14 protein-coding genes are annotated in these 20,662 nt (G+C 54.5%); 12 read left to right on the top strand and 2 right to left on the bottom strand.

Translation table 11 applies throughout. The annotated features are described in order from the left end of the window. Positions 1-153 precede the first annotated feature (153 nt). Positions 154-2,373, bottom strand: coding sequence for a primosomal protein N' (locus ACN0UH_RS09530; protein WP_417661838.1), 2,220 nt, complete (start codon positions 2,371-2,373; stop codon positions 154-156). Between the two features lie 166 nt (positions 2,374-2,539). Between ACN0UH_RS09530 and rpmE the strand changes: the two genes are divergently transcribed. From rpmE to ACN0UH_RS09515, 3 genes are all read left to right on the top strand, one after another. Next, positions 2,540-2,752: a 50S ribosomal protein L31 gene (gene rpmE / locus ACN0UH_RS09525; protein ID WP_010488526.1), complete on the top strand. Its 213-nt coding sequence runs from the start codon at positions 2,540-2,542 to the stop codon at positions 2,750-2,752. A 26-nt stretch (positions 2,753-2,778) separates the two neighbouring features. Further along, the gene (locus ACN0UH_RS09520) at positions 2,779-3,579 is read left to right on the top strand and encodes a thermonuclease family protein (RefSeq protein WP_417661837.1); all 801 of its coding nucleotides are present in this window, start codon (positions 2,779-2,781) and stop codon (positions 3,577-3,579) included. Between the two features lie 172 nt (positions 3,580-3,751). Next, complete coding sequence (locus ACN0UH_RS09515) at positions 3,752-5,020, top strand: malic enzyme-like NAD(P)-binding protein (RefSeq protein ID WP_417661836.1); 1,269 nt, start codon at positions 3,752-3,754, stop codon at positions 5,018-5,020. An 89-nt stretch (positions 5,021-5,109) separates the two neighbouring features. Here the strand turns inward: ACN0UH_RS09515 and ACN0UH_RS09510 are convergent, their stop codons facing one another. Beyond that, positions 5,110-7,587, bottom strand: a complete 2,478-nt coding sequence (locus ACN0UH_RS09510; RefSeq protein ID WP_417661925.1) for a penicillin-binding protein 1A — start codon at positions 7,585-7,587, stop codon at positions 5,110-5,112. Between the two features lie 184 nt (positions 7,588-7,771). Between ACN0UH_RS09510 and ACN0UH_RS09505 the strand changes: the two genes are divergently transcribed. From ACN0UH_RS09505 to gltB, 9 genes are all read left to right on the top strand, one after another. Continuing rightward, on the top strand, positions 7,772-8,836 hold the full coding sequence (locus tag ACN0UH_RS09505) for a pilus assembly protein PilM (protein WP_087518468.1): 1,065 nt from the start codon (positions 7,772-7,774) through the stop codon (positions 8,834-8,836). After that, a complete protein-coding gene (gene pilN / locus ACN0UH_RS09500; protein WP_417661834.1) occupies positions 8,836-9,408 on the top strand; it encodes a type 4a pilus biogenesis protein PilN in 573 nt (190 codons plus the stop codon). The genes ACN0UH_RS09505 and pilN overlap by 1 nt, the downstream gene beginning before the upstream one ends. Then, positions 9,405-10,028: a type 4a pilus biogenesis protein PilO gene (gene pilO / locus ACN0UH_RS09495; protein ID WP_417661833.1), complete on the top strand. Its 624-nt coding sequence runs from the start codon at positions 9,405-9,407 to the stop codon at positions 10,026-10,028. The genes pilN and pilO overlap by 4 nt, the downstream gene beginning before the upstream one ends. Beyond that, a complete protein-coding gene (pilP, locus tag ACN0UH_RS09490; protein ID WP_417661832.1) occupies positions 10,025-10,549 on the top strand; it encodes a type 4a pilus biogenesis lipoprotein PilP in 525 nt (174 codons plus the stop codon). The genes pilO and pilP overlap by 4 nt, the downstream gene beginning before the upstream one ends. Before the next feature lie 54 nt (positions 10,550-10,603). Next, a complete protein-coding gene (gene pilQ, locus ACN0UH_RS09485; RefSeq protein ID WP_417661831.1) occupies positions 10,604-12,676 on the top strand; it encodes a type IV pilus secretin PilQ in 2,073 nt (690 codons plus the stop codon). Between the two features lie 4 nt (positions 12,677-12,680). Then, a complete protein-coding gene (aroK, locus tag ACN0UH_RS09480) occupies positions 12,681-13,199 on the top strand; it encodes a shikimate kinase AroK (RefSeq protein ID WP_087518463.1) in 519 nt (172 codons plus the stop codon). A gap of 51 nt (positions 13,200-13,250) precedes the next feature. Beyond that, positions 13,251-14,354, top strand: coding sequence for a 3-dehydroquinate synthase (aroB, locus tag ACN0UH_RS09475; RefSeq protein WP_417661830.1), 1,104 nt, complete (start codon positions 13,251-13,253; stop codon positions 14,352-14,354). 11 nt (positions 14,355-14,365) lie between these two features. Further along, complete coding sequence (locus ACN0UH_RS09470; RefSeq protein ID WP_417661829.1) at positions 14,366-15,916, top strand: AAA family ATPase; 1,551 nt, start codon at positions 14,366-14,368, stop codon at positions 15,914-15,916. A 243-nt stretch (positions 15,917-16,159) separates the two neighbouring features. Beyond that, positions 16,160-20,608, top strand: coding sequence for a glutamate synthase large subunit (gene gltB, locus ACN0UH_RS09465; RefSeq protein ID WP_417661924.1), 4,449 nt, complete (start codon positions 16,160-16,162; stop codon positions 20,606-20,608). Positions 20,609-20,662: the final 54 nt, after the last annotated feature.

Raw genomic sequence — 20,662 nt, 5'->3', positions numbered from 1 at the left:
GCGCGGCTGCGCGTGAGGCTCTGGTTGAAAACTGCACATTATCGGCAGCTTGGGGGGCTCGCATCAAGGGCAAAGCTATCAGTGGAGACTAAAACCCTGATCGCTTGCCCATTTAAGCCTAGCGTGTTGGTGCCGGTAATCTAGCTTTGCCGATTAGAACAGGTCTATTGGATCGACATCCAGCGACCAGCGTACCGCGCGGCCGCTGGGCATTTGTTCCAGCGCGTTGAGCCAATTGTTAAGCAAGCGGTGCAGCGGTGCCCGGGCATTACTTTGGATTAGTAGTTGCGCGCGATAACGTCCTGCCCGGCGTTCCATTGGTGCGGGCACCGGCCCCAGGAGTTCGATACCGCTGAGTTGCAGCTCTTCAAGCTGTAACTCAGCCTCGGTGCAGGCCTGATCAAGAAAGCCTTCAGCCTGACCCGGCTTATGCGCCTCGGCGCGTAACAGGGCCAAATGACAAAATGGTGGTAAGCCCGCACTGCGCCGTTCACTGAGGGCTTGCTCGGCGAATGCAAAGTAACCTTGCTCGGTGAGTTGCACCAATAACGGATGATCGGCCAAGTGACTTTGGATGATCACCTTTCCCGGCTCTTCGGCACGCCCGGCACGTCCGGCAACCTGCACAATCAACTGGGCCATGCGCTCGCTGGCGCGGAAATCCGCGGAAAACAAACCACCGTCCGCATCGAGGATTGCCACCAGCGTCACCCGTGGGAAGTGGTGACCTTTGGCGAGCATTTGGGTGCCGACCAGGATGCACGGCTCGCCTTTTTGAACGGTATTGAACAGGTTGGTCATGGCGTCTTTGCGTGAAGTGCTATCGCGGTCGACCCGTAATACCGGAACGTCCGGGAAAAGAATTTGCAAACGCTCTTCAGCTCGCTCGGTGCCTGCGCCGACTGGGCGCAGATCAACGCTTTTGCATTTCGGGCAGTTGTGCGGCTGGCGTTCAGCGTGGCCGCAGTGATGGCAGCGCAATTCACGGGTGCGTTGGTGCACCGTCATGCGGGCGTCGCAGCGTGGGCATTCGGATAACCAGCCACAGTCATGACACAGTAATGTCGGCGCAAAGCCGCGACGGTTGAGGAACACCAGAACCTGTTGGCCTGCCTCCAGGGTTTTGCGAATAGCTTGCTGCATGGGGCCGGAAATTCCCGAGTCGAGCGGCAAGCTCTTTACGTCGAGCCGCAGGAACTTCGGTGCCTTGGCGCTTCCCGCGCGCTGGTTGAGGCGCAGCAGGGCGTAGCGGCCGATGTTGGCGTTGTGCAGGCTTTCAAGAGAGGGCGTGGCCGAGCCGAGCACAATCGGGATGTTTTCTTGGTGAGCGCGAACAATGGCTAAGTCACGGGCGTGGTAGCGCAGGCCTTCCTGTTGCTTATAGGACGCGTCGTGCTCTTCGTCGATGATGATCAGCCCCGGATTTTTCATCGGAGTGAATAGCGCCGAGCGGGTGCCGATGATGATATCGGCCTCGCCATCGCGTGCTGCCAACCAGGCATCGAGTCGGTCGCGGTCGTTGACGGCTGAGTGCAGCAACGCGATCCGGGCATTAAAACGGCGCTCGAAGCGTTCCAGTGTTTGCGGACCTAAGTTGATCTCGGGAATCAGGATCAACGCCTGTTTGCCAGCCTCCAGCGTTTCGCGGATTAGCTGCAAATAGACTTCTGTTTTGCCACTGCCGGTTACGCCTGCGAGCAAATAGGTATTGAAACTACCGAGCCCTGAACGAATCGCCGTGGTGGCTGCGTTTTGTTCTGCATTTAAAGTCAGTTCAGGCTGCGCCAGCCAGTTAGACGGACGAGGCTGTGCTGCATGGCGGCGCACTTCTACGCGAACCAGATTTTTTTCGCGTAATAGCTCAAGGCTGTCTTTATTGAGTTGCAACTGGCTGAGTAAGCCGTGTGCAACTCCATGCGGGTGCTGCGCGATGGTTTTTAACGCATCTCGCTGGCGCGGCGCGCGACTGAGGCGGGGGTCGTCAACGCTGGCGCCGTCATTCGCCAGCCAAAAACGCTCTTGGCGCGCCTGCGCCGGTTCGCCTTGACGCAGTAAAATCGGCAGCGCCCAGCTAAAGGTGTCGCCCAAGCTGTGTTGGTAATATTGTGCTGTCCACAGGCAAAACTTAAAGAATGCACTGGGCAGCGGTGATTGTGGATCGAGCAGCTCCAGCGCTGGTTTCAGTTTGTCGGCTGGTATGTCGCTATGCTCACAGACCTCAACCAGAATCCCGACCATCTCGCGCCGACCAAACGGCACGCGTAGCCGGGCGCCCGGCTGCAACGCGCTAAGCGGAACATTGGCAGGCGGCAGGTAGTCGAATAGCCGGCGCAGTGGCGAAGGCAATGCAAGGCGCAAAATAGCGTCGGTCACACACAGGCTCCCGGTGAGAAGGAGCCGAATATTAGCATGTGATCAGGCGACAGCCGGTGCTTTACACTGCTTGCGTGGGTTTCAGGGTCTGGTATAGTCCGCAACCCGTTCCGTGCGGTACCTGACATCCGGTTAGGTGGCGGCACACATTATTGAGGAATACCCGATGAAAGCCGATATCCATCCAGAATACGTCGCTATCGAAGCTACTTGCAGCTGCGGTAACGTTATCCACACTCGTTCGACTCTGGCTAAGCCACTGAGCCTCGACGTTTGCTCTGAGTGCCACCCGTTCTACACCGGTAAGCAGAAAGTTCTTGACGCTGGTGGCCGTATCGACCGCTTCAAGCAGCGTTTCGGTGTGTTCGGCGCTAAGTAAGCAGCCGAATCGTCAAGAGCGGCCAGATGGCTCTCTTCTCGAAACTAAAAAAGGCGTCCCTTGCGGGCGCCTTTTTTGTTTCTGCAATTTACCTTTCGCCAGCGCTGGCGCTTTGTCCTGCGGCGGTTGTCGGGAAGCCGGTGGATGTCACTCGGGTCGTCGATGGCGACACGCTGCGCCTGGCTGATGGGCGTAGCGTGCGTTTGATCGGTATCAATACTCCTGAGATGCCCGGTAAAGGACGAAGCGTTGAGCCCTATGCTGAGCAGGCCAGGCGCCGTCTAAGTGCTTTGGTTGCGGCCAGCGACGGACGCATAGTGTTGCAGCTGGGTATCGAGTCCAAAGATCGCTATGGACGCACCCTTGCGCATGTCTACGATACTCAAGGCCGTAGCCTTGAAGCCCAGTTACTGGCCGAAGGGCTGGGTTATTGGGTGGCCGTGGCGCCTAACCTTGAGCAGCGCCAATGTTTGCAAACCGCAGAACAAACAGCTCGTGTAGCCAAGCTCGGTATCTGGCGCAATCCACCGTTTATTACACCTGACACGCTGAAAGCTGGCGGCTTCGCATTAGTGCGTGGGACGGTCAAGCGGGTGCAGCGAAATCGCGGTGGTATTTGGCTTGAGATAGGCGGCTCTCTGGTGTTGCGCGTTCCGGTTGACCAGGCGGATGCCTTTAGCAAAGCACAGGGGCAGGGTCTGGTCGGGCGTGCGGTTGAGGCGCGTGGCTGGGTGGTCGATCGTGCTAGGCGTTCGGCTTCTACCAATAAACAAGCTCGCTGGATGCTAACGCTGGGGCATGAGTCGATGTTGCAGGTACTGCCTTGATTGCGTCATTCAGCCCTGACTAAAGGCCTGTTTTTATCGCTTGCAAGAGCAGCTTCGATAGGCGTGTGTGGGTATTGAGTGCTAGGTCTGACCGAACAGTCTTGTGCAGCTGTATACAATTTGAGTATCCTCGACGGTCTGCCTTAACAGTCCAAAAAAGCGGAACGCCAATATGTCTGATTTGAAAACTGCCGCTCTCGAATATCATGCCCAGCCACGTCCGGGTAAGCTGAGCGTAGAGCTGACCAAGCCAACTGCAACTGCTCGTGATTTGTCCCTGGCCTACAGTCCCGGTGTTGCCGAGCCTGTGCGCGAAATTGCCCGCGATCCCGAGTTGGCATACCAGTACACCGGTAAAGGTAATCTGGTCGCGGTAATCTCTGATGGCACCGCAATTCTTGGTTTGGGTAACCTTGGTCCATTGGCTTCAAAGCCAGTCATGGAAGGTAAAGGCGTGTTGTTCAAGCGGTTTGCCGGTATCGATGTATTCGATATTGAAGTCGACTCTGAAAGCCCGCAGGCATTTATCGATACGGTTAAACGCATCTCTATCACCTTTGGTGGCATCAACCTCGAAGATATCAAGGCCCCTGAGTGCTTTGAAATTGAGCGTGCGTTGATCGAGCAGTGTGATATTCCGGTATTCCACGATGACCAGCACGGCACCGCGATCGTAACGGCTGCGGGCATGCTCAATGCGCTGGAAATTGCTGGTAAGAAAGTCGAGGAGGCTAAAATTGTTTGTCTCGGCGCTGGTGCTGCTGCGATCTCATGCATGAAACTGCTGGTGAGCATGGGTGCCAAGGTCGAAAACATCTTCATGATCGACCGTAAAGGCGTCATTCATGCGGGTCGTGACGACCTCAATCAGTACAAATCAGTCTTCGCCAGCGAAACTGACAAGCGCACTCTGGATGACGCGCTTGATGGTGCAGATGTATTTGTCGGTCTGTCGGGTGCAAACCTGCTCAGCCCTGAAGGTCTGCTGCGTATGGCAGCAAACCCAATCGTCTTCGCATGTTCAAATCCTGATCCTGAGATCAAGCCAGAACTTGCGCACGCCACCCGCAGCGATGTGATCATGGCGACCGGTCGTTCTGACTATCCAAACCAGGTCAACAACGTACTTGGCTTCCCGTTCATCTTCCGTGGTGCTCTGGACGTTCGTGCTACTCGCATCAACGAAGAGATGAAGATTGCTGCAGCTATTGCTCTGCGTGATCTGGCCAAGTTGCCGGTGCCTAAGGACGTATGCGACGCCTATGGCGGTATCGAGTTGTCCTTTGGTCGCGAATACATCATTCCAAAGCCAATGGATGCCCGTCTGATCACCCTGATCTCTGATGCAGTTGCAAAAGCGGCTATCGAAAGCGGCGTGGCAACCTTGCCATACCCTGCACACTATCCACTACAGTCGGTGGACGATGTGTTCAAAGGTTAAGTTTGCTGCATTAAAAAACCCGCTTCGGCGGGTTTTTTAATGGCTGCTGTTTGGTTATGCCCGAGCTCGCTTGCGCAAGCTCGACAGTTTTAGAACAGGTCGATTGGCGCCGAGTCGTCCGCAGGCAGGGGGCTGCCAGGAAGGCCGAGGTTAGGGTCGATCTCACCCATTGACGGCGGTGTGTCTTCATTCTTGAACAGTTCAAAGTAAGCATCAGGTGTGCCCGGCGACGCAGCGCGCCCGCTGAATGGATCAATACGCAGGGTCAGGATGCCGGCTGGCTCTTTCGGTGGGTTGCTTGGCTTGTCTTTGAGTGCCGCGCCCATGTATTTCATCCAGATAGGCAGGGCAACGGTACCGCCGAACTCGTGCCGACCGAGACTTTCTGGTTGGTCAAAGCCGGTCCACACAGTGGTTACGTAGTCAGCGTTGTAGCCGGAGAACCAACTGTCTTTCGATTCGTTGGTAGTGCCGGTTTTGCCGGAAAGGTCATCACGACCAAGCGCCAGGGCGCGACGCCCAGTGCCGCGCTTGATCACGTCCTGAAGCAGGTTGGTCATGATGTAAGCTGTGCGTGCATCGATAATTCGTTTGGCAACTGCAGGCTCAACAGGCGTTGCTGGGTCGACTACCTCACTTGGGGCTGCAACGCCTGTATCCAGTGCCGGGGCTTGAGGTGCCGCTTGGCCAGCATTATCTTCGGCGAGCTGTTGTTCTTGCTCGGCTTCAGTGAGCTCAACATCGGGCACTGTTGGCGGATTGGCGGTGAAAACGGTTTTGCCGTGACGGTCATCAATTTTCTGAATCAGGTACGGCTGGGTTTTGTAGCCGCCATTGGCAAATACCGACCAGCCGCCCGCAATTTCCATCGGGGTCAAGTCGGCTGTGCCTAGGGCGAGGGACAGATTAGGTGGCAGGTCCTGTTTGTTGAAGCCGAATTTGGTGGCGTAGTCGCGGGCGTATTCAATGCCAATAGCTTGCAGCAAGCGGATCGAAACCAAGTTGCGCGACTTATACAGTGCGACGCGTAAGCGTATTGGGCCCAGGAAGGTATTGTTGTCGTTCTTCGGGCGCCAGACTTCATCGGTGCTGCTGTTGGCGAAAACGATAGGGGCATCGTTGACCAGTGTTGCGGCGGTGTAGCCTTTGTCTAATGCTGCGCTGTAAACGAAAGGCTTGAAGCTTGAGCCAGGTTGGCGCTTGGCCTGTATCGCGCGGTTATAGTTGCTTTGTTCGAATGAGAAGCCGCCAACCAATGCGAGGATTGCACCGTTTTTCGGGTCGAGCGAGACAAGTGCGCCTTGGGCTGCTGGCATTTGCACAAAGTTGAGGCTGGCATCTTCCTGGCGCTGCACGCGAATAAGGTCGCCGATTTGGGCGACGTCGCTTGGCTGCTTGGGACGAGGGCCCATGCTGTTGGTATTAAGGAAGGGGCGCGCCCACTTCATGCTGTCCCAACTGACTGCTTGTTCTTTGCCGTCGCGGGTCATTACCAATATTCCGCTCTTCTCAACTTGAGTGACGACCGCTGGCTCAAGCCCGCCGAGGGATGATTTTTTCGCCAGCTCTGCCAGCCAGGTCTCTTTGGTCATGCCGGGGAGACGGCTTTCCGGGCCGCGATAGCCGTGGCGCTGATCATAGGTCAGAAGCCCGCTGCGCAGTGCATTGTTGGCGGTTTCTTGCAGGTTGCTGGGTACTGTGGTGTAAACATTGAAACCTTCGGTGTATGCATCACTGCCATACAGGCCGACCATCTCGGCGCGGGCCATCTCAGCTATATAAGGAGCTGCAAGCTCGGGCGTGGCTACGTGATAACTGGCGTCGACTGGTTCGGCGAGGGCCGCTTGATAACGCTCCTCATCTATTTTGCCAAGCAGATGCAGGCGGCCAAGAATCCAGTCGCGGCGCTCTTTGGCACGAGTCGGATTCACTAACGGGTTATAGCGAGACGGGGCTTTGGGTAGGCCTGCAATCATCGCCAGCTGTGATAGGTTCAGTTCACTAATGGGTTTGCCGTAATAAACCTGTGATGCTGCTTCGATACCGTAGGCGCGCTGGCCGAGGTAAATCTTGTTGACGTAAAGCTCAAGGATTTCGTTTTTGCTTAGCTCACGTTCTATCTGCAGGGCTAGCAGGATTTCGTTGATTTTCCGCGAAAAGCTTCTTTCGTTGGTTAGGAAGTAGTTCTTGGCGACCTGCATGGTGATAGTGCTACCACCAGTTTGAATTTGACCACTTTTCAAAATTTGCGTGGCAGCGCGCATCAAGCTGCTCGGGTCGACGCCATAATGGTGCTCGAAGTTGTCGTCTTCGGCAGCCAGTAACGCATTAATGAAGTCAGGCGGAATATCTTTAAATTCGATTGGCGAGCGTCGCATTTCACCAAACTCAGCGATCAGCTTACCGTCACTGCTAAATACCCTTAAAGGTATTTGCAGTTGGATGCTACGCAAAGAGTCGACAGAAGGCAGGCTCGGGCTTAGGTAGAGGAAAGCCCCACTTAAACTGAGTAATAGGCCACAAAAAATGGCGACGCAGGACCAAGCAAAGAATTTCAGCAAACGCATCAAGATTTTTGGATTTCCAGATAAAAGAATGAGTTAAGAACAAGACAAAGCAAAAAGGAAAAAACCGATCACATTATAAGCGTTTTTTTCCACTGGGAGCCATTTGCGCTTCTGTCAAGACTGTTATTTAATGTAGAAAAACATAAATAGTCCGTAAGTAACGGATGCCAATAGGAAATCGGTCGTGCTAGGGCTCTTCAATAAGAAAGCGAATACGCTGCTGGGGATCGACATAAGTTCGACTTCGGTAAAGCTCCTCGAGTTGAGTTGCTCAGGAGGCCGCTACAAAGTAGAGGCCTACGCTGTTGAGCCGCTCCCACCTAATGCTGTAGTTGAGAAAAATATCGCCGAGATGGAAGGGGTCGGCCAAGCGCTCACGCGCGTGCTTTCCAAAGCCAAGACAGGCGTTAAAACTGTTGCTGTTGCAGTGGCAGGGTCTGCGGTGATTACCAAGACCATCGAAATGGAAGCCGGGCTTTCTGATGATGATCTTGAGAATCAACTGAAGATCGAAGCGGATCAATACATTCCTTACCCGCTCGAAGAAGTCGCTATCGACTTCGAAGTGCAGGGATTGTCTGCGCGTAATGCTGAACGTGTTGAGGTGTTGCTTGCGGCGTGCCGCAAAGAGAATGTCGAGGTGCGTGAAGCTGCGTTGGCGCTTGCAGGCCTGACCGCCAAGGTGGTTGATGTTGAGGCGTATGCGCTCGAACGCTCTTTTGCTTTGCTCGCAGAGCAGCTCGGTTCCGGCGCTGATGACCTGACCGTAGCGGTTGTTGATATCGGCGCAACGATGACCACGTTGAGCGTTTTGCATAATGGCAAGACTATCTATACCCGTGAGCAAATGTTCGGCGGCAAGCAACTGACCGAAGAGATTCAGCGCCGTTATGGCTTATCTGTTGAAGAAGCCGGTCTTGCGAAAAAACAAGGCGGCCTTCCAGATGACTACGACAGCGAGGTTTTGCAACCGTTCAAACAAGCGGTTGTGCAGCAGGTTTCGCGCTCGCTGCAATTCTTCTTCGCGGCGGGGCAGTACAACGACGTTGACTACATCCTGTTAGCCGGAGGTACGGCTTCCATTCCTGATCTCGATCGCTTGATTCAGCAGAAGATCGGCACCCAGACATTGGTCGCCAATCCGTTCGCTGATATGGCGTTAAGTAGCAAGGTCAATGCAGGGGCGCTCGCGAGTGATGCACCTGCACTGATGATTGCTTGTGGTCTGGCGATGAGGAGTTTCGACTAATGGCACGGATCAACTTACTTCCGTGGCGAGAGCAGTTACGCGAGGAGCGCAAGCAGCGCTTCCTCGTTGCCCTCGGCGGTGTGTTGGCAGTATCTGCAGCTCTGGTGTTTCTGGGGGATCAGTACTTTAGCAGTGCTATCAAACAGCAAAATGCGCGTAATGAATTCGTGCGTAAAGAAATAGCTGTGCTCGACACCCGGATCAAAGAAATAAGCGAGCTGAAAAAACGCCGCGAGCAATTACTTGAACGGATGAAGATCATTCAGGACTTGCAAGGCAATCGACCGATTATTGGTCGGGTTTTTGATCAGTTAGTGAGAACTCTGCCCGATGGCGTTTTCTTTACCGGGCTTAAAATGACCGGTAAGAACATCGCAATTGTCGGTGCCGCTGAATCCAATAACCGTGTTTCCAATTTAATGCGCAACCTCGATTCTTCCGAATGGTTAACCGAACCGAATTTAACTGAAGTTAAAGCAGTGACTGCGGGTGCGGTTGATCAGGCGAATGTGTTTCAGCTGACGGTGCAGCAAACCCAACCGAAGCTTGATGGCGAGGAAGTTAAAAAATGAGCCTGAGAGAATCGCTGGACGGTTTGAAGCAGATCGATATTAACGACCTTGACCTCAACAACCTTGGCTCTTGGCCTGCCGCAGTAAAAGTGATTGCAGGTGCCTTGTTGTTGGTTTTGGTGCTGGCGCTTGGTTATAAATTCCACCTGGAAGACCTGCAAACGCAGCTCACCGGCAAGCAGCAAGAAGAGGTCACGCTAAAAGAGCAGTTTTCATCCAAGGCTTTTCAGGCTGCAAACCTGGAGGCATATAAAGATCAGATGAAGGAAATGGAGGTTTCATTTGGCGCGCTGCTTAAACAGTTGCCAAGTGACACTGAAGTGCCTGGCTTGCTCGAAGATATTACCCGCACCGGTTTAGGCAGCGGTCTTGAATTCGAAGAGATCAAACTCCTGCCTGAAGTTGCGCAACAGTTTTATATCGAGTTGCCGATACAGATTAAAGTTGTTGGTAGCTATCACGACTTAGCGACGTTTGTCAGTGGTGTGGCCAGTTTGCCGCGTATTGTCACGTTGCATGATTTTGATCTGGTACCGGCGAATAAAGACACAACGAGCAAGTTGCGTATGTCGATTCTCGCTAAAACCTACCGTTATAACGATAAGGGGGTGCAAAAATGAAACGCGCCCATTTAGCAGTTGTACTAACGGTATTAACGCTTAGCGGTTGTGGCTCAAGTAGTGATTTCTCTGACTTGCAGGCTTATATGGATGAGGTACGTGCTCGACCTAAAGGGTCAATTGAGCCGCTACCTAAGTTTCAGCCCTATGAAAGTTTTACCTATAGCGCCGCGTCGCTGAGAAGCCCATTCCAGCCGCCGGTGAAGATAGAAATGATTCAACGCGCCAAAGGCTCGAAAGAAATCAAGCCTGATGAGACGCGGGTTAAACAATTCCTTGAAGGGTTCAATATTGAAATCTTCGAGATGGTCGGTACGTTGTCCAATGATCGCGGCACTTTTGCCTTGGTTAGTGGTGCAGGAGGCGTTCATCGAATCAAGGTCGGGGATTACCTGGGTCGAAATAACGGACGCATCATTGCTATCAATGAGTCGAAAATCGATGTGATTGAAATCGTTCCCGATGGTGAAGGTGGCTGGCTTGAACGGCCGCGAAGCCTCTCCCTCAAGGAGCGCTCTTAAATGAGCGGAGAGAACATGAAGAAAAATAATCGGTCTGCCAAACGGAACCTGAGAATGAATTGCTCCCTTACACGACTAAGTATCTCCTTGTTGGGAGTTCTGCTTTCGCCTGTGCTGATGGCAGCCAATCTAGAGTCGCTCGACGTAGCTGCGTTGCCGGGTGATCGCGTTGAGCTGAAAATGTCGTTCGACGAGCCAGTTGCTGCACCACGTGGTTACACGATCGAGCAGCCAGCGCGTATTGCGCTTGACCTTCCAGGGGTGTCTAACCAGCTAGGGACTAAAAACCGTGAGCTGGGTGTAGGTAATGCTCGCAGCGTGACGGTGGTAGAGGCTAAAGATCGCACGCGTCTGATTATTAACCTGTCTGACTTGGCGCCATACAGCACCCGCGTGGAAGGCAATAACCTGTTTGTCCTGGTGGGTGCGAATGCAGGCGCAGCAAAAGCCTCTGCGGCTCCTGCTCCTGCAGCCACTACTTATAAAAAGCCACAAACAAGAAGTTATGTCGCTCAGTCGAAGGCTATCAGCAATATCGACTTCCAGCGTGGCGAGCAAGGTGAAGGTAATGTAGTCATCACCTTGTCTGATCCTTCGGTAAGCCCGGATATCCAAGAGCAAGGCGGGAAAATCCGTTTGGATTTTGCCAAAACCCAGTTGCCTGAAGCGCTGCGTGTGCGCTTGGATGTTAAAGACTTCGCAACCCCAGTGCAGTTTGTCAGCGCCACCGGTTCGGCCGACAAAGCCAGTATCATCATTGAGCCAACGGGCTTTTATGACTACCTGGCTTTTCAAACGGATAACAAGCTGACGCTGAGCATCAAGCCACTGACCAAAGACGATGCGGAAAAGCGTAAGACTGAGCGGTTTGCATACAGCGGTGAAAAACTCTCGCTGAACTTCCAGGATATCGACGTGCGTTCGGTATTGCAGTTGATTGCTGACTTTACCGACCTCAACTTGGTTGCCAGTGACACCGTTGCCGGTAACATCACGCTGCGCTTGCAGAATGTGCCTTGGGACCAAGCGCTGGATCTGGTGCTGAAAACCAAAGGTTTGGACAAGCGCAAGGTTGGTAACGTCTTGCTGGTCGCTCCTGCGGATGAAATTGCTGCTCGTGAGCGTCAAGAACTGGAGTCGCAAAAGCAAATAGCTGAACTGGCTCCGCTGCGCCGTGAGTTGATTCAGGTTAACTACGCCAAAGCATCGGATATGGCCAAACTGTTCCAGTCGGTGACCAGTGCTGACGGTAGTGCAGACGATCGTGGTTCTATTACAGTTGATGACCGCACCAACAGCATCATCGCCTACCAAACCCAAGATCGTCTTGATGAGCTGCGCCGTGTGGTCGCTCAGCTTGATGTCGCAGTGCGTCAGGTGATGATTGAAGCGCGAATTGTTGAGGCGAACGTCGACTATGACAAATCGCTGGGTGTTAACTGGCGTGGTGCACAGGTCGGCAACGGTAACTTCATTGTTGGCGGGAGTGGTGGTGACCGCGTCGGCTCGGGTGGCAACCCAGCTACTGCGTTAGGTAACTTCGTCGATATGGGCGTGGCAAACGCAACTTCATCCTTGGGCATCGGCTTTGTTACCGACAACACCATTCTTGACCTTGAGCTGTCGGCGATGGAAAAAACCGGTAACGGCGAGGTTGTATCTCAACCCAAGGTCGTGACCTCGGATAAAGAAACCGCGAAAATCCTCAAGGGTGCGGATATTCCATACCAGGAAGCGTCCTCAAGCGGTGCGACCTCGACCACTTTCGTTGAAGCTGCTCTGTCGCTCGAAGTCACTCCGCAGATCACGCCTGACAACCGGATTATCATGGAAGTCAAAGTGAACAAGGATGAGCCGGACTTCGCCAACCAGGTCAACGGTACGCCAACCATTCGTAAGAATGAGGTCAACGCCAAGGTCTTGGTTAACGATGGCGAAACCATTGTGATTGGTGGTGTGTTCTCCAACGAGCAGCGTAAAGGTGTCGATAAGGTGCCTTTCCTGGGCGATCTGCCTTATCTGGGCCGCCTGTTCCGTCGCGATATCGTTGAGGACTCAAAATCTGAGTTGCTGATCTTCCTCACCCCGCGCATCATGAACACCCAAGCTGTCGCGGTGAGCCGTTGATTAAGTGCAAAATCTGATACTTGTTGGCCCGATGGGCGCTGGAAAAAGCACCATCGGGCGTTTGCTAGCTAAAGAACTTCGTTTACCGTTTAAAGATTCTGATAAAGAAATCGAGCACCGTACTGGAGCAGATATTCCCTGGATCTTTGATGTTGAAGGTGAGCAGGGTTTTCGTGAGCGTGAGCAGTCGGTAATCGTTGAGCTGTGCGAGTCTCAGGGCATGGTGCTGGCCACCGGTGGTGGTGCTGTCATGCGTCCTGAGAATCGTGCTGCTTTGCACCAGGGCGGCAGAGTGGTTTATTTGCATGCCTCAGTTGAGCAGCAAATCAATCGGACCGCACGAGACCGTAATCGACCGCTGTTGCGTACTCTTGATCCGGGTAAAGTGCTGCGCGACTTGCTCGCTTTACGTGATCCTCTGTACCGTGAAATCGCGGATATTGTCATCGAAACCGATGAACGCCCCCCGCGAATGGTCGTGCAAGAGATACTTGAGCGACTAGAAGCGCTTCCTCCCCGTTAAAGCGCAGCGAGAACTGCGCTATCCTAGAGCCCTTTCCTGACAGGGGGCTGCATGCAAATTCTTCAAGTCGAGCTCGGTGAGCGTAGTTACCCTATTTATATCGGTGCAGACCTGCTTGTGCAGCCGCAACTGCTGGCTCAGCATATTGCCGGTCGCCAGGTGGCGATCGTCACCAACGAGACCATCGCGCCCCTGTATCTACAGGCGTTGGAAACTGCGCTCAATGGTTTTAGTGTGACTTCGGTTGTTCTGCCGGATGGCGAAGCCTTTAAAACCTGGGAAGTGCTCCAGCAGATTTTTGACGGGCTTTTGACTGCGCGGCATGACCGGCGTACGACAATTGTTGCGCTGGGCGGCGGGGTTGTTGGTGATATGGCAGGCTTTGCCGCTGCGTGCTATCAGCGTGGGGTCAACTTTATCCAGATTCCAACAACCTTGTTGTCCCAGGTGGATTCATCGGTTGGTGGCAAAACCGGAATCAACCACCCGCTGGGCAAGAACATGGTTGGTGCGTTTTATCAGCCGCAGGCGGTATTGATTGATACTAAAAGCCTGGTGACCTTGCCGCAGCGTGAGCTTTCTGCGGGTTTGGCTGAAGTGATCAAGTACGGGTTGATTTGTGATGAGCCCTTCCTGCAGTGGCTGGAAGTGAACATGTCTGCACTGCGTGAGTTGGATCAAACAGCTTTAACTGAAGCAATTCAGCGCTCTTGTGCTGCAAAGGCGCGTATAGTCGCCGCCGATGAACGTGAGTCAGGGTTACGAGCGACGCTTAATTTGGGGCATACCTTCGGCCATGCGATCGAGACGCACATGGGCTATGGTGTGTGGCTGCATGGTGAAGCTGTTGCAGCGGGCACTGTCATGGCGCTGGAGATGTCGACGCGTTTGGGCTGGATCGAGCCTGCAGAACGTGATCGAGCCATTCGCCTGTTTCAGGCCGCAGGCTTACCTGTAGTGCCGCCGAAAGTTATGACGCCGGAGCACTTTCTTGAGCATATGGCTGTCGATAAGAAAGTACTCGATGGTCAGCTGAGGTTAGTGTTGCTCCGGAAGATGGGTGACGCCGTGATTACCAGTGAGTATCCACGTGAAATTTTAAGTGCCACGCTAAGCGCCGATTATGCAGCGATGGCTGAACAGCTAAAAAATTAAAGAGTGCCCCCATGACTAGTTTGCACGCTGACGAGGCGTTCCTCGACCATTACCAATTTAGCCATGACCCATTTGCAGCGCGGGTGCCCGGCTTCAAGTTCTTCCCGGCGCAGCGCAAGCCCGTGCTCGGTCAATTGCATCATTTGGCGCGTTATAGCCAGTTGCTGCTTGCCGTCACTGGCCCTCAAGGCAGTGGCAAGACGCTTTTGCGTCAAGCGCTGGTTGCCAGCACCAATAAGCAGGCGGTGCTCAGCGTAGTTGTCACGCAAAATGCCGGTGAAGGCATGGGCGTGTTGCGTCAGGTCGCTCAAGGCTTGCAGGTTGCCCAGCCTGATATGCAGTCTATCTTGGCGCAAATCGGTCAGCTGGCCATCACTGGTCAAGAAGTCTATGTACTGGTTGATGATGCTGAGCAGCTCAGTGATGGCGACTTGCGCAACTTGGTGACCTTGGCTGCTGGCGGCCCAGAAGGACGCCCGCATGTATTCCTGTTCGCTGAAACTGCGATGCTGCCACGGTTTGATCAGGTGGCTGATGGTGAAGAGTGCTTCCACGTCATTGAATTGCAGCCTTACACCGAAGAAGAAACGCACGAATACCTTGCGCAGCGCCTGGAAGGTGCAGCGCAAGGGCTGGAGGTTTTCACAGAGGAGCAGCTCACGACGATTTATGAGCAGTCCGAAGGCTGGCCGGGTGCGATCAATCTGGCCGCGCGTGAGGTATTGGTTGATGCCATGCAGGCCAAGCGAACTGCAGGCAAGAGCTCTGGTTTCTCGTTCAACATGCCGCGTAAGCACATGTTGGCATTGGCTGTCGTTGTTGTTGGTGTGTTGGTTGCCTGGATGATGCAAGGGCGTGACCAGCCAGCAATGCCGGAGGGCCAGGCCCAGGCGCCAGCAGAAAATGCTCAGCCGCAGATGCCGGTGACTGAGCCAGCAACTGAGACCGCCACTCAAAATGGCGACTCTGGTGCACCAGCCATTGAGTTTGCCGGTTCTGGCGAACCGAAGCCCCTGCCGCTCGGTGGCGAGGCGCAGTCGGCTGATGCTGTGAGCAATAATCAGGCGCAAGAGGCTGAGACGCCTGCAGAGCCGCAAGATGAAACGGTTGCCGCACCCACTCCGGAAGCTAATCCGCGCTTATTGGTCGATACACGTGAGCAAGTGCCCCCTGCGGTTCCTGTTACCCCGGTGAAAACAGCAGAAGCCGCCAAGCCCGAAGCTAAGCCTGCACCTAAGCCAGAAACAGCAACGCCTGCAGCAAAGCCTGCAAATGTAACGGGTTGGTATGCCGATCAGGCTGGGTCGCGCTACACCTTGCAAGTAGTGGGAACCAGTGCTGAAAGCAACGCCAAGGCTTTTGTCAGTGAGAATGGCAGCGAGTATCACTACTTCAAGAAACTCTACCAAGGGAAGCCACTGTACGTTGTAACCTATGGTAGTTTTGCCACGGCGGACGCAGCAAAAGCCGCCATTAGTAAAATGCCGACGAAAGTACAGGCGGGTAAACCCTGGCCGCGTACGTTTGCCAGTATCAAGCTAGAAATCGCTCAAGCTCGTTAATCACGCGGCCTGGATCGACATGACCAGACAGTCGTTAGCACGACTGCCTGGTCTAAAACATCGTTTTCGCGACATATGATTGCATTAGATCGTCACTAAAATTTGTGACGATCCGATCGGCTATGTACAATGACCACCCTTTTGCCTGCGCAAAGCTGGAGCAATGCCCTGCGCGTACGGTAAGTTGTTGAATTAGAAAGCAATTACCTCCCTAAAAAAGGAGGCCGCCTGGTGAGAGTCCCTATGAAAGCAGGTTTGTACCGTCCTGATGAGTTCAAGGATAACTGCGGCTTCGGCCTGATTGCCCATATGCAGGGCGAGGCTAGCCATCACCTGCTCCAGACTGCTATCGAAGCCCTGACATGCATGACCCACCGTGGTGGGATCAACGCTGACGGTAAGACTGGCGATGGCTGTGGTCTGTTGATGCAGAAGCCTGACGCGTTCCTGCGAGCTATTGCTCAGGAGCAGTTGTCTGTTGAGTTGCCCGAGCAATACGCCGTCGGCATGGTCTTCTTAAACCAAGACTCGGCAAAAGCTGACGCTGCCCGCGAGAATATGAATAAAGAGATTCTGGCCGCAGGTCTGAGTCTGATTGGCTGGCGAAAAGTGCCGGTCGACACCAGCGTATTAGGCAGGCTGGCACTTGAGCGCTTGCCGCAGATCGAGCAGGTGTTCATTGGTGGTGAAGGGCTCAGCGATCAACAGTTTGCGATCAAACTGTTCTGCGCACGCCGTCGCTCCTCGGTCGCCAATGCGCAAGACACCGAGCACTACATCTGCAGCTTCTCGCACAAGACCATCATCTATAAAGGCCTGATGATGCCGGCTGACTTGCAGCAGTTCTACCCGGACCTGGGTGATGAGCGCTTGCAGACCGCCATTTGCGTTTTCCACCAACGCTTCTCGACCAACACACTGCCGAAATGGCCGTTGGCGCAGCCGTTCCGCTTCTTGGCGCACAACGGCGAAATCAACACTATTACCGGCAACCGTAACTGGGCGCAGGCGCGTCGCACCAAGTTCGCCAATGGCTTGATTCCCGACCTTGATGAGTTGGGCCCGCTGGTTAACCGCGTCGGTTCGGACTCGTCGAGCATGGACAACATGCTCGAGTTAATGGTCACCGGCGGTATCGACCTGTTCCGTGGCGTGCGTATGATCATTCCGCCTGCGTGGCAGAACGTTGAAACCATGGACGCCGATTTGCGCGCGTTCTATGAATACAACTCCATGCACATGGAACCTTGGGATGGCCCGGCTGGCGTAGTGCTGACCGACGGCCGCTATGCCGTGTGTCTGCTTGACCGTAACGGTCTGCGTCCGGCGCGTTGGGTGACCACCTCGAATGGCTACATCACTCTCGCATCGGAAATCGGTGTGTGGGATTACAAACCGGAAGATGTGATCGCCAAAGGACGTGTTGGTCCGGGCCAGGTGCTGGCTGTCGATACCGAGACCGGCCAGGTGCTCAACGCCGAAGACATCGACAATCGCTTGAAGTCACGTCACCCATACAAGCAATGGTTGCGTAAGAGCGGTTTGCGGGTTCAAGCAACCATGGACGACCACGACCACGGTTCAGACTTCTACTCGGCGGATCGCCTGAAGCAATACATGAAAATGTATCAGGTGACCTTTGAGGAGCGCGACCAAGTCCTGCGCCCGCTCGGTGAGCAAGGTCAGGAAGCCGTTGGCTCGATGGGCGATGACACGCCAATGGCCGTGTTGTCGCAGCGTGTGCGCTCGACGTATGACTACTTCCGTCAGCAGTTCGCGCAAGTGACAAACCCGCCGATCGACCCGCTGCGTGAAGCCATCGTGATGTCGCTGGAGATTTGCCTCGGTGCCGAGCGCAATATCTTCGAAGAGTCGCCAGAGCACGCCACTCGCGTAATCCTCAGCTCGCCAGTCATCTCGCCAGCCAAGTGGCGCACCTTGATGAACCTGGATAGCCCAGGTTTTGAACGTCATTTCATCGACATGAACTATGACGAAAGCATCGGCTTACAGGCTGCGGTCAGCAACATGGCTGATCAGGCAGAAGAAGCCGTGCGTTCAGGTAAAGTGTTGCTGGTGCTCAGTGACCGCAACATCGCACCGGGTAAATTACCGGCGCATGCCTCTTTAGTTGTTGGCGCGGTGCACCACCGTTTGACCGAGAAAGGCCTGCGCTGTGACTGCAACATTCTGGTCGAAACAGCCACCGCGCGTGACCCGCATCACTATGCGGTGTTGCTCGGCTTCGGTGCTTCGGCGGTTTATCCGTTCCTGGCTTACGAAGTGCTGGGTGATCTGATCCGCACCGGTGAAGTCCTCGGCGACCTGTATGAAGTGTTCAAGCACTACCGCAAAGGCATTTCCAAAGGCCTGTTGAAGATCCTCTCGAAGATGGGTATTTCGACAGTTGCCTCGTATCGCGGTGCGCAGTTGTTTGAAGCAGTTGGTTTGTCCGATGAAGTGGTTAACATGAGCTTCCGCGGCGTTGCCAGTCGCATCAAGGGTGCGCGCTTTGTTGATATTGAAGCCGAACAAAAACTGCTGGCTAATGAAGCCTGGAGTAACCGTAAGCCGATCCAGCAAGGTGGCTTGCTGAAGTTCGTCCACGGCGGCGAATACCATGCTTACAACCCTGATGTGGTCAATACCCTTCAGGTTGCTGTGCAGCAAGGTAACTACGAGAAGTACAAGGAATACAGCGCGTTGGTCGATACCCGGCCGGTGTCGATGATTCGTGACCTGCTCAAGCTGAAACTGGCCGACAAGCCATTGAGCCTTGATCAGGTTGAACCGTTGGAGTCGATCTTCAAGCGCTTTGACTCGGCGGGCATTTCGCTGGGTGCATTGTCGCCAGAAGCACACGAAGCTATCGCTGAAGCGATGAACCGTCTGGGCGCGCGTTCCAACTCCGGTGAAGGCGGTGAAGATCCTGCGCGTTACGGCACCATCCGCACGTCGAAGATCAAGCAAGTCGCAACCGGTCGTTTCGGTGTTACTCCGGAATACCTGGTCAATGCCGAGGTGCTGCAGATCAAAGTTGCCCAAGGCGCCAAGCCGGGCGAGGGCGGTCAGTTGCCGGGCGGTAAAGTTAACGGTTTGATTGCGCGTCTGCGTTACGCTGTGCCGGGCGTCACCTTGATTTCGCCTCCGCCGCACCACGATATCTACTCGATTGAAGACTTGGCCCAGCTGATCTATGACCTCAAGCAGGTCAATCCATCTGCGCTGGTTTCGGTCAAGTTGGTGGCCGAGGCTGGCGTTGGAACGATCGCGGCGGGTGTGGCTAAAGCCTACGCTGACCTGATCACCATTTCTGGTTACGACGGCGGCACGGGTGCATCGCCACTGACCTCAATCAAGTATGCGGGCGCTCCGTGGGAGCTGGGCTTGGCGGAAACTCACCAAACCCTGCGCGGTAACGATCTGCGTGGCAAGGTTCGGGTGCAGACTGACGGCGGCTTGAAGACCGGTCTTGATGTGATCAAGGCAGCGATTCTCGGTGCTGAAAGCTTCGGTTTTGGTACTGCTCCAATGATCGCACTGGGCTGCAAATACTTGCGTATTTGTCACCTCAATAACTGTGCGACCGGTGTTGCGACCCAGAACGACAAACTGCGTAAAGACCACTTCATCGGTACGGTTGAAATGGTCATGAACTTCTTCAAGTTCGTGGCCGAAGAAACCCGTGAATGGTTGGCGCTGGTTGGCGTTAGCAGCCTGGAAGAGCTGATTGGTCGTACCGATTTGCTGGACATCCTGCCGGGTGAAACGGCCAAGCAGAACAATCTGGATATCAGTCCGCTGCTCGGCAGTGACCTGATTCCGGCCGACAAGCCGCAGTTCTGCACTGTTGAGCGCAACCCGCCATTTGACCAAGGTCTGCTTGCAGAGAAAATGGTTGAGTTGGCGAGCGCGGCAATCGAGTCAGCCAGTGGCGCCGAGTTCGAACTCGACATCTGTAACTGCGACCGTTCGATTGGTGCCCGTGTCTCCGGTGAAATTGCCCGTAAGCACGGCAACCAAGGCATGGCCAAGGCGCCGATTACCTTCCGCTTCAAAGGCACTGCCGGTCAGAGTTTTGGGGTGTGGAACGCTGGTGGCTTGAACATGTACCTGCAAGGTGATGCCAACGACTACGTCGGTAAAGGCATGACCGGCGGTAAGCTGGTGATCACGCCACCACAAGGCAGCCCGTTTGCAACGCAGGACAGCGCCATCATCGGCAACACCTGCCTGTACGGCGCCACCGGCGGCAAGCTGTTTGCCGCTGGCACTGCTGGCGAGCGTTTTGGCGTGCGTAACTCGGGTGCCCATGCGGTTGTTGAAGGCACGGGCGACCATTGCTGCGAATACATGACCGGCGGTTTCATCTGTGTGCTGGGCAAAACTGGCTACAACTTCGGTTCGGGCATGACCGGCGGCTTCGCTTACGTGCTTGATCTGGACAACAGCTTCTACGACAAGGTCAACCATGAGCTGGTCGAAATCCAGCGCATCAACAGTGAAGCGATGGAGGCCTATCGTAGCCACCTGCAAGCTGTGTTGGCTGAGTATGTCGCTGAAACAGCCAGTGAGTGGGGCGCTAATCTGCTAGAAAACCTGGACGACTACTTGCGTAAGTTCTGGTTGGTCAAGCCGAAGGCTGCGAGCCTCAAGTCCCTGCTGTCGAGCATGCGTGCTAACCCGCAATAAAACAGCTTCAAGCGGCTGACCTGAATACTTAGGCCAGCCGCTCACCGTGATTGT

The organism is Pseudomonas sp., assembly GCF_048265905.1.
Lineage (GTDB): Bacteria > Pseudomonadota > Gammaproteobacteria > Pseudomonadales > Pseudomonadaceae > Aquipseudomonas.
The sequence above is the reverse complement of the archived record's forward strand: the minus strand, read 5'-3'. Positions and strand labels throughout refer to the sequence as shown.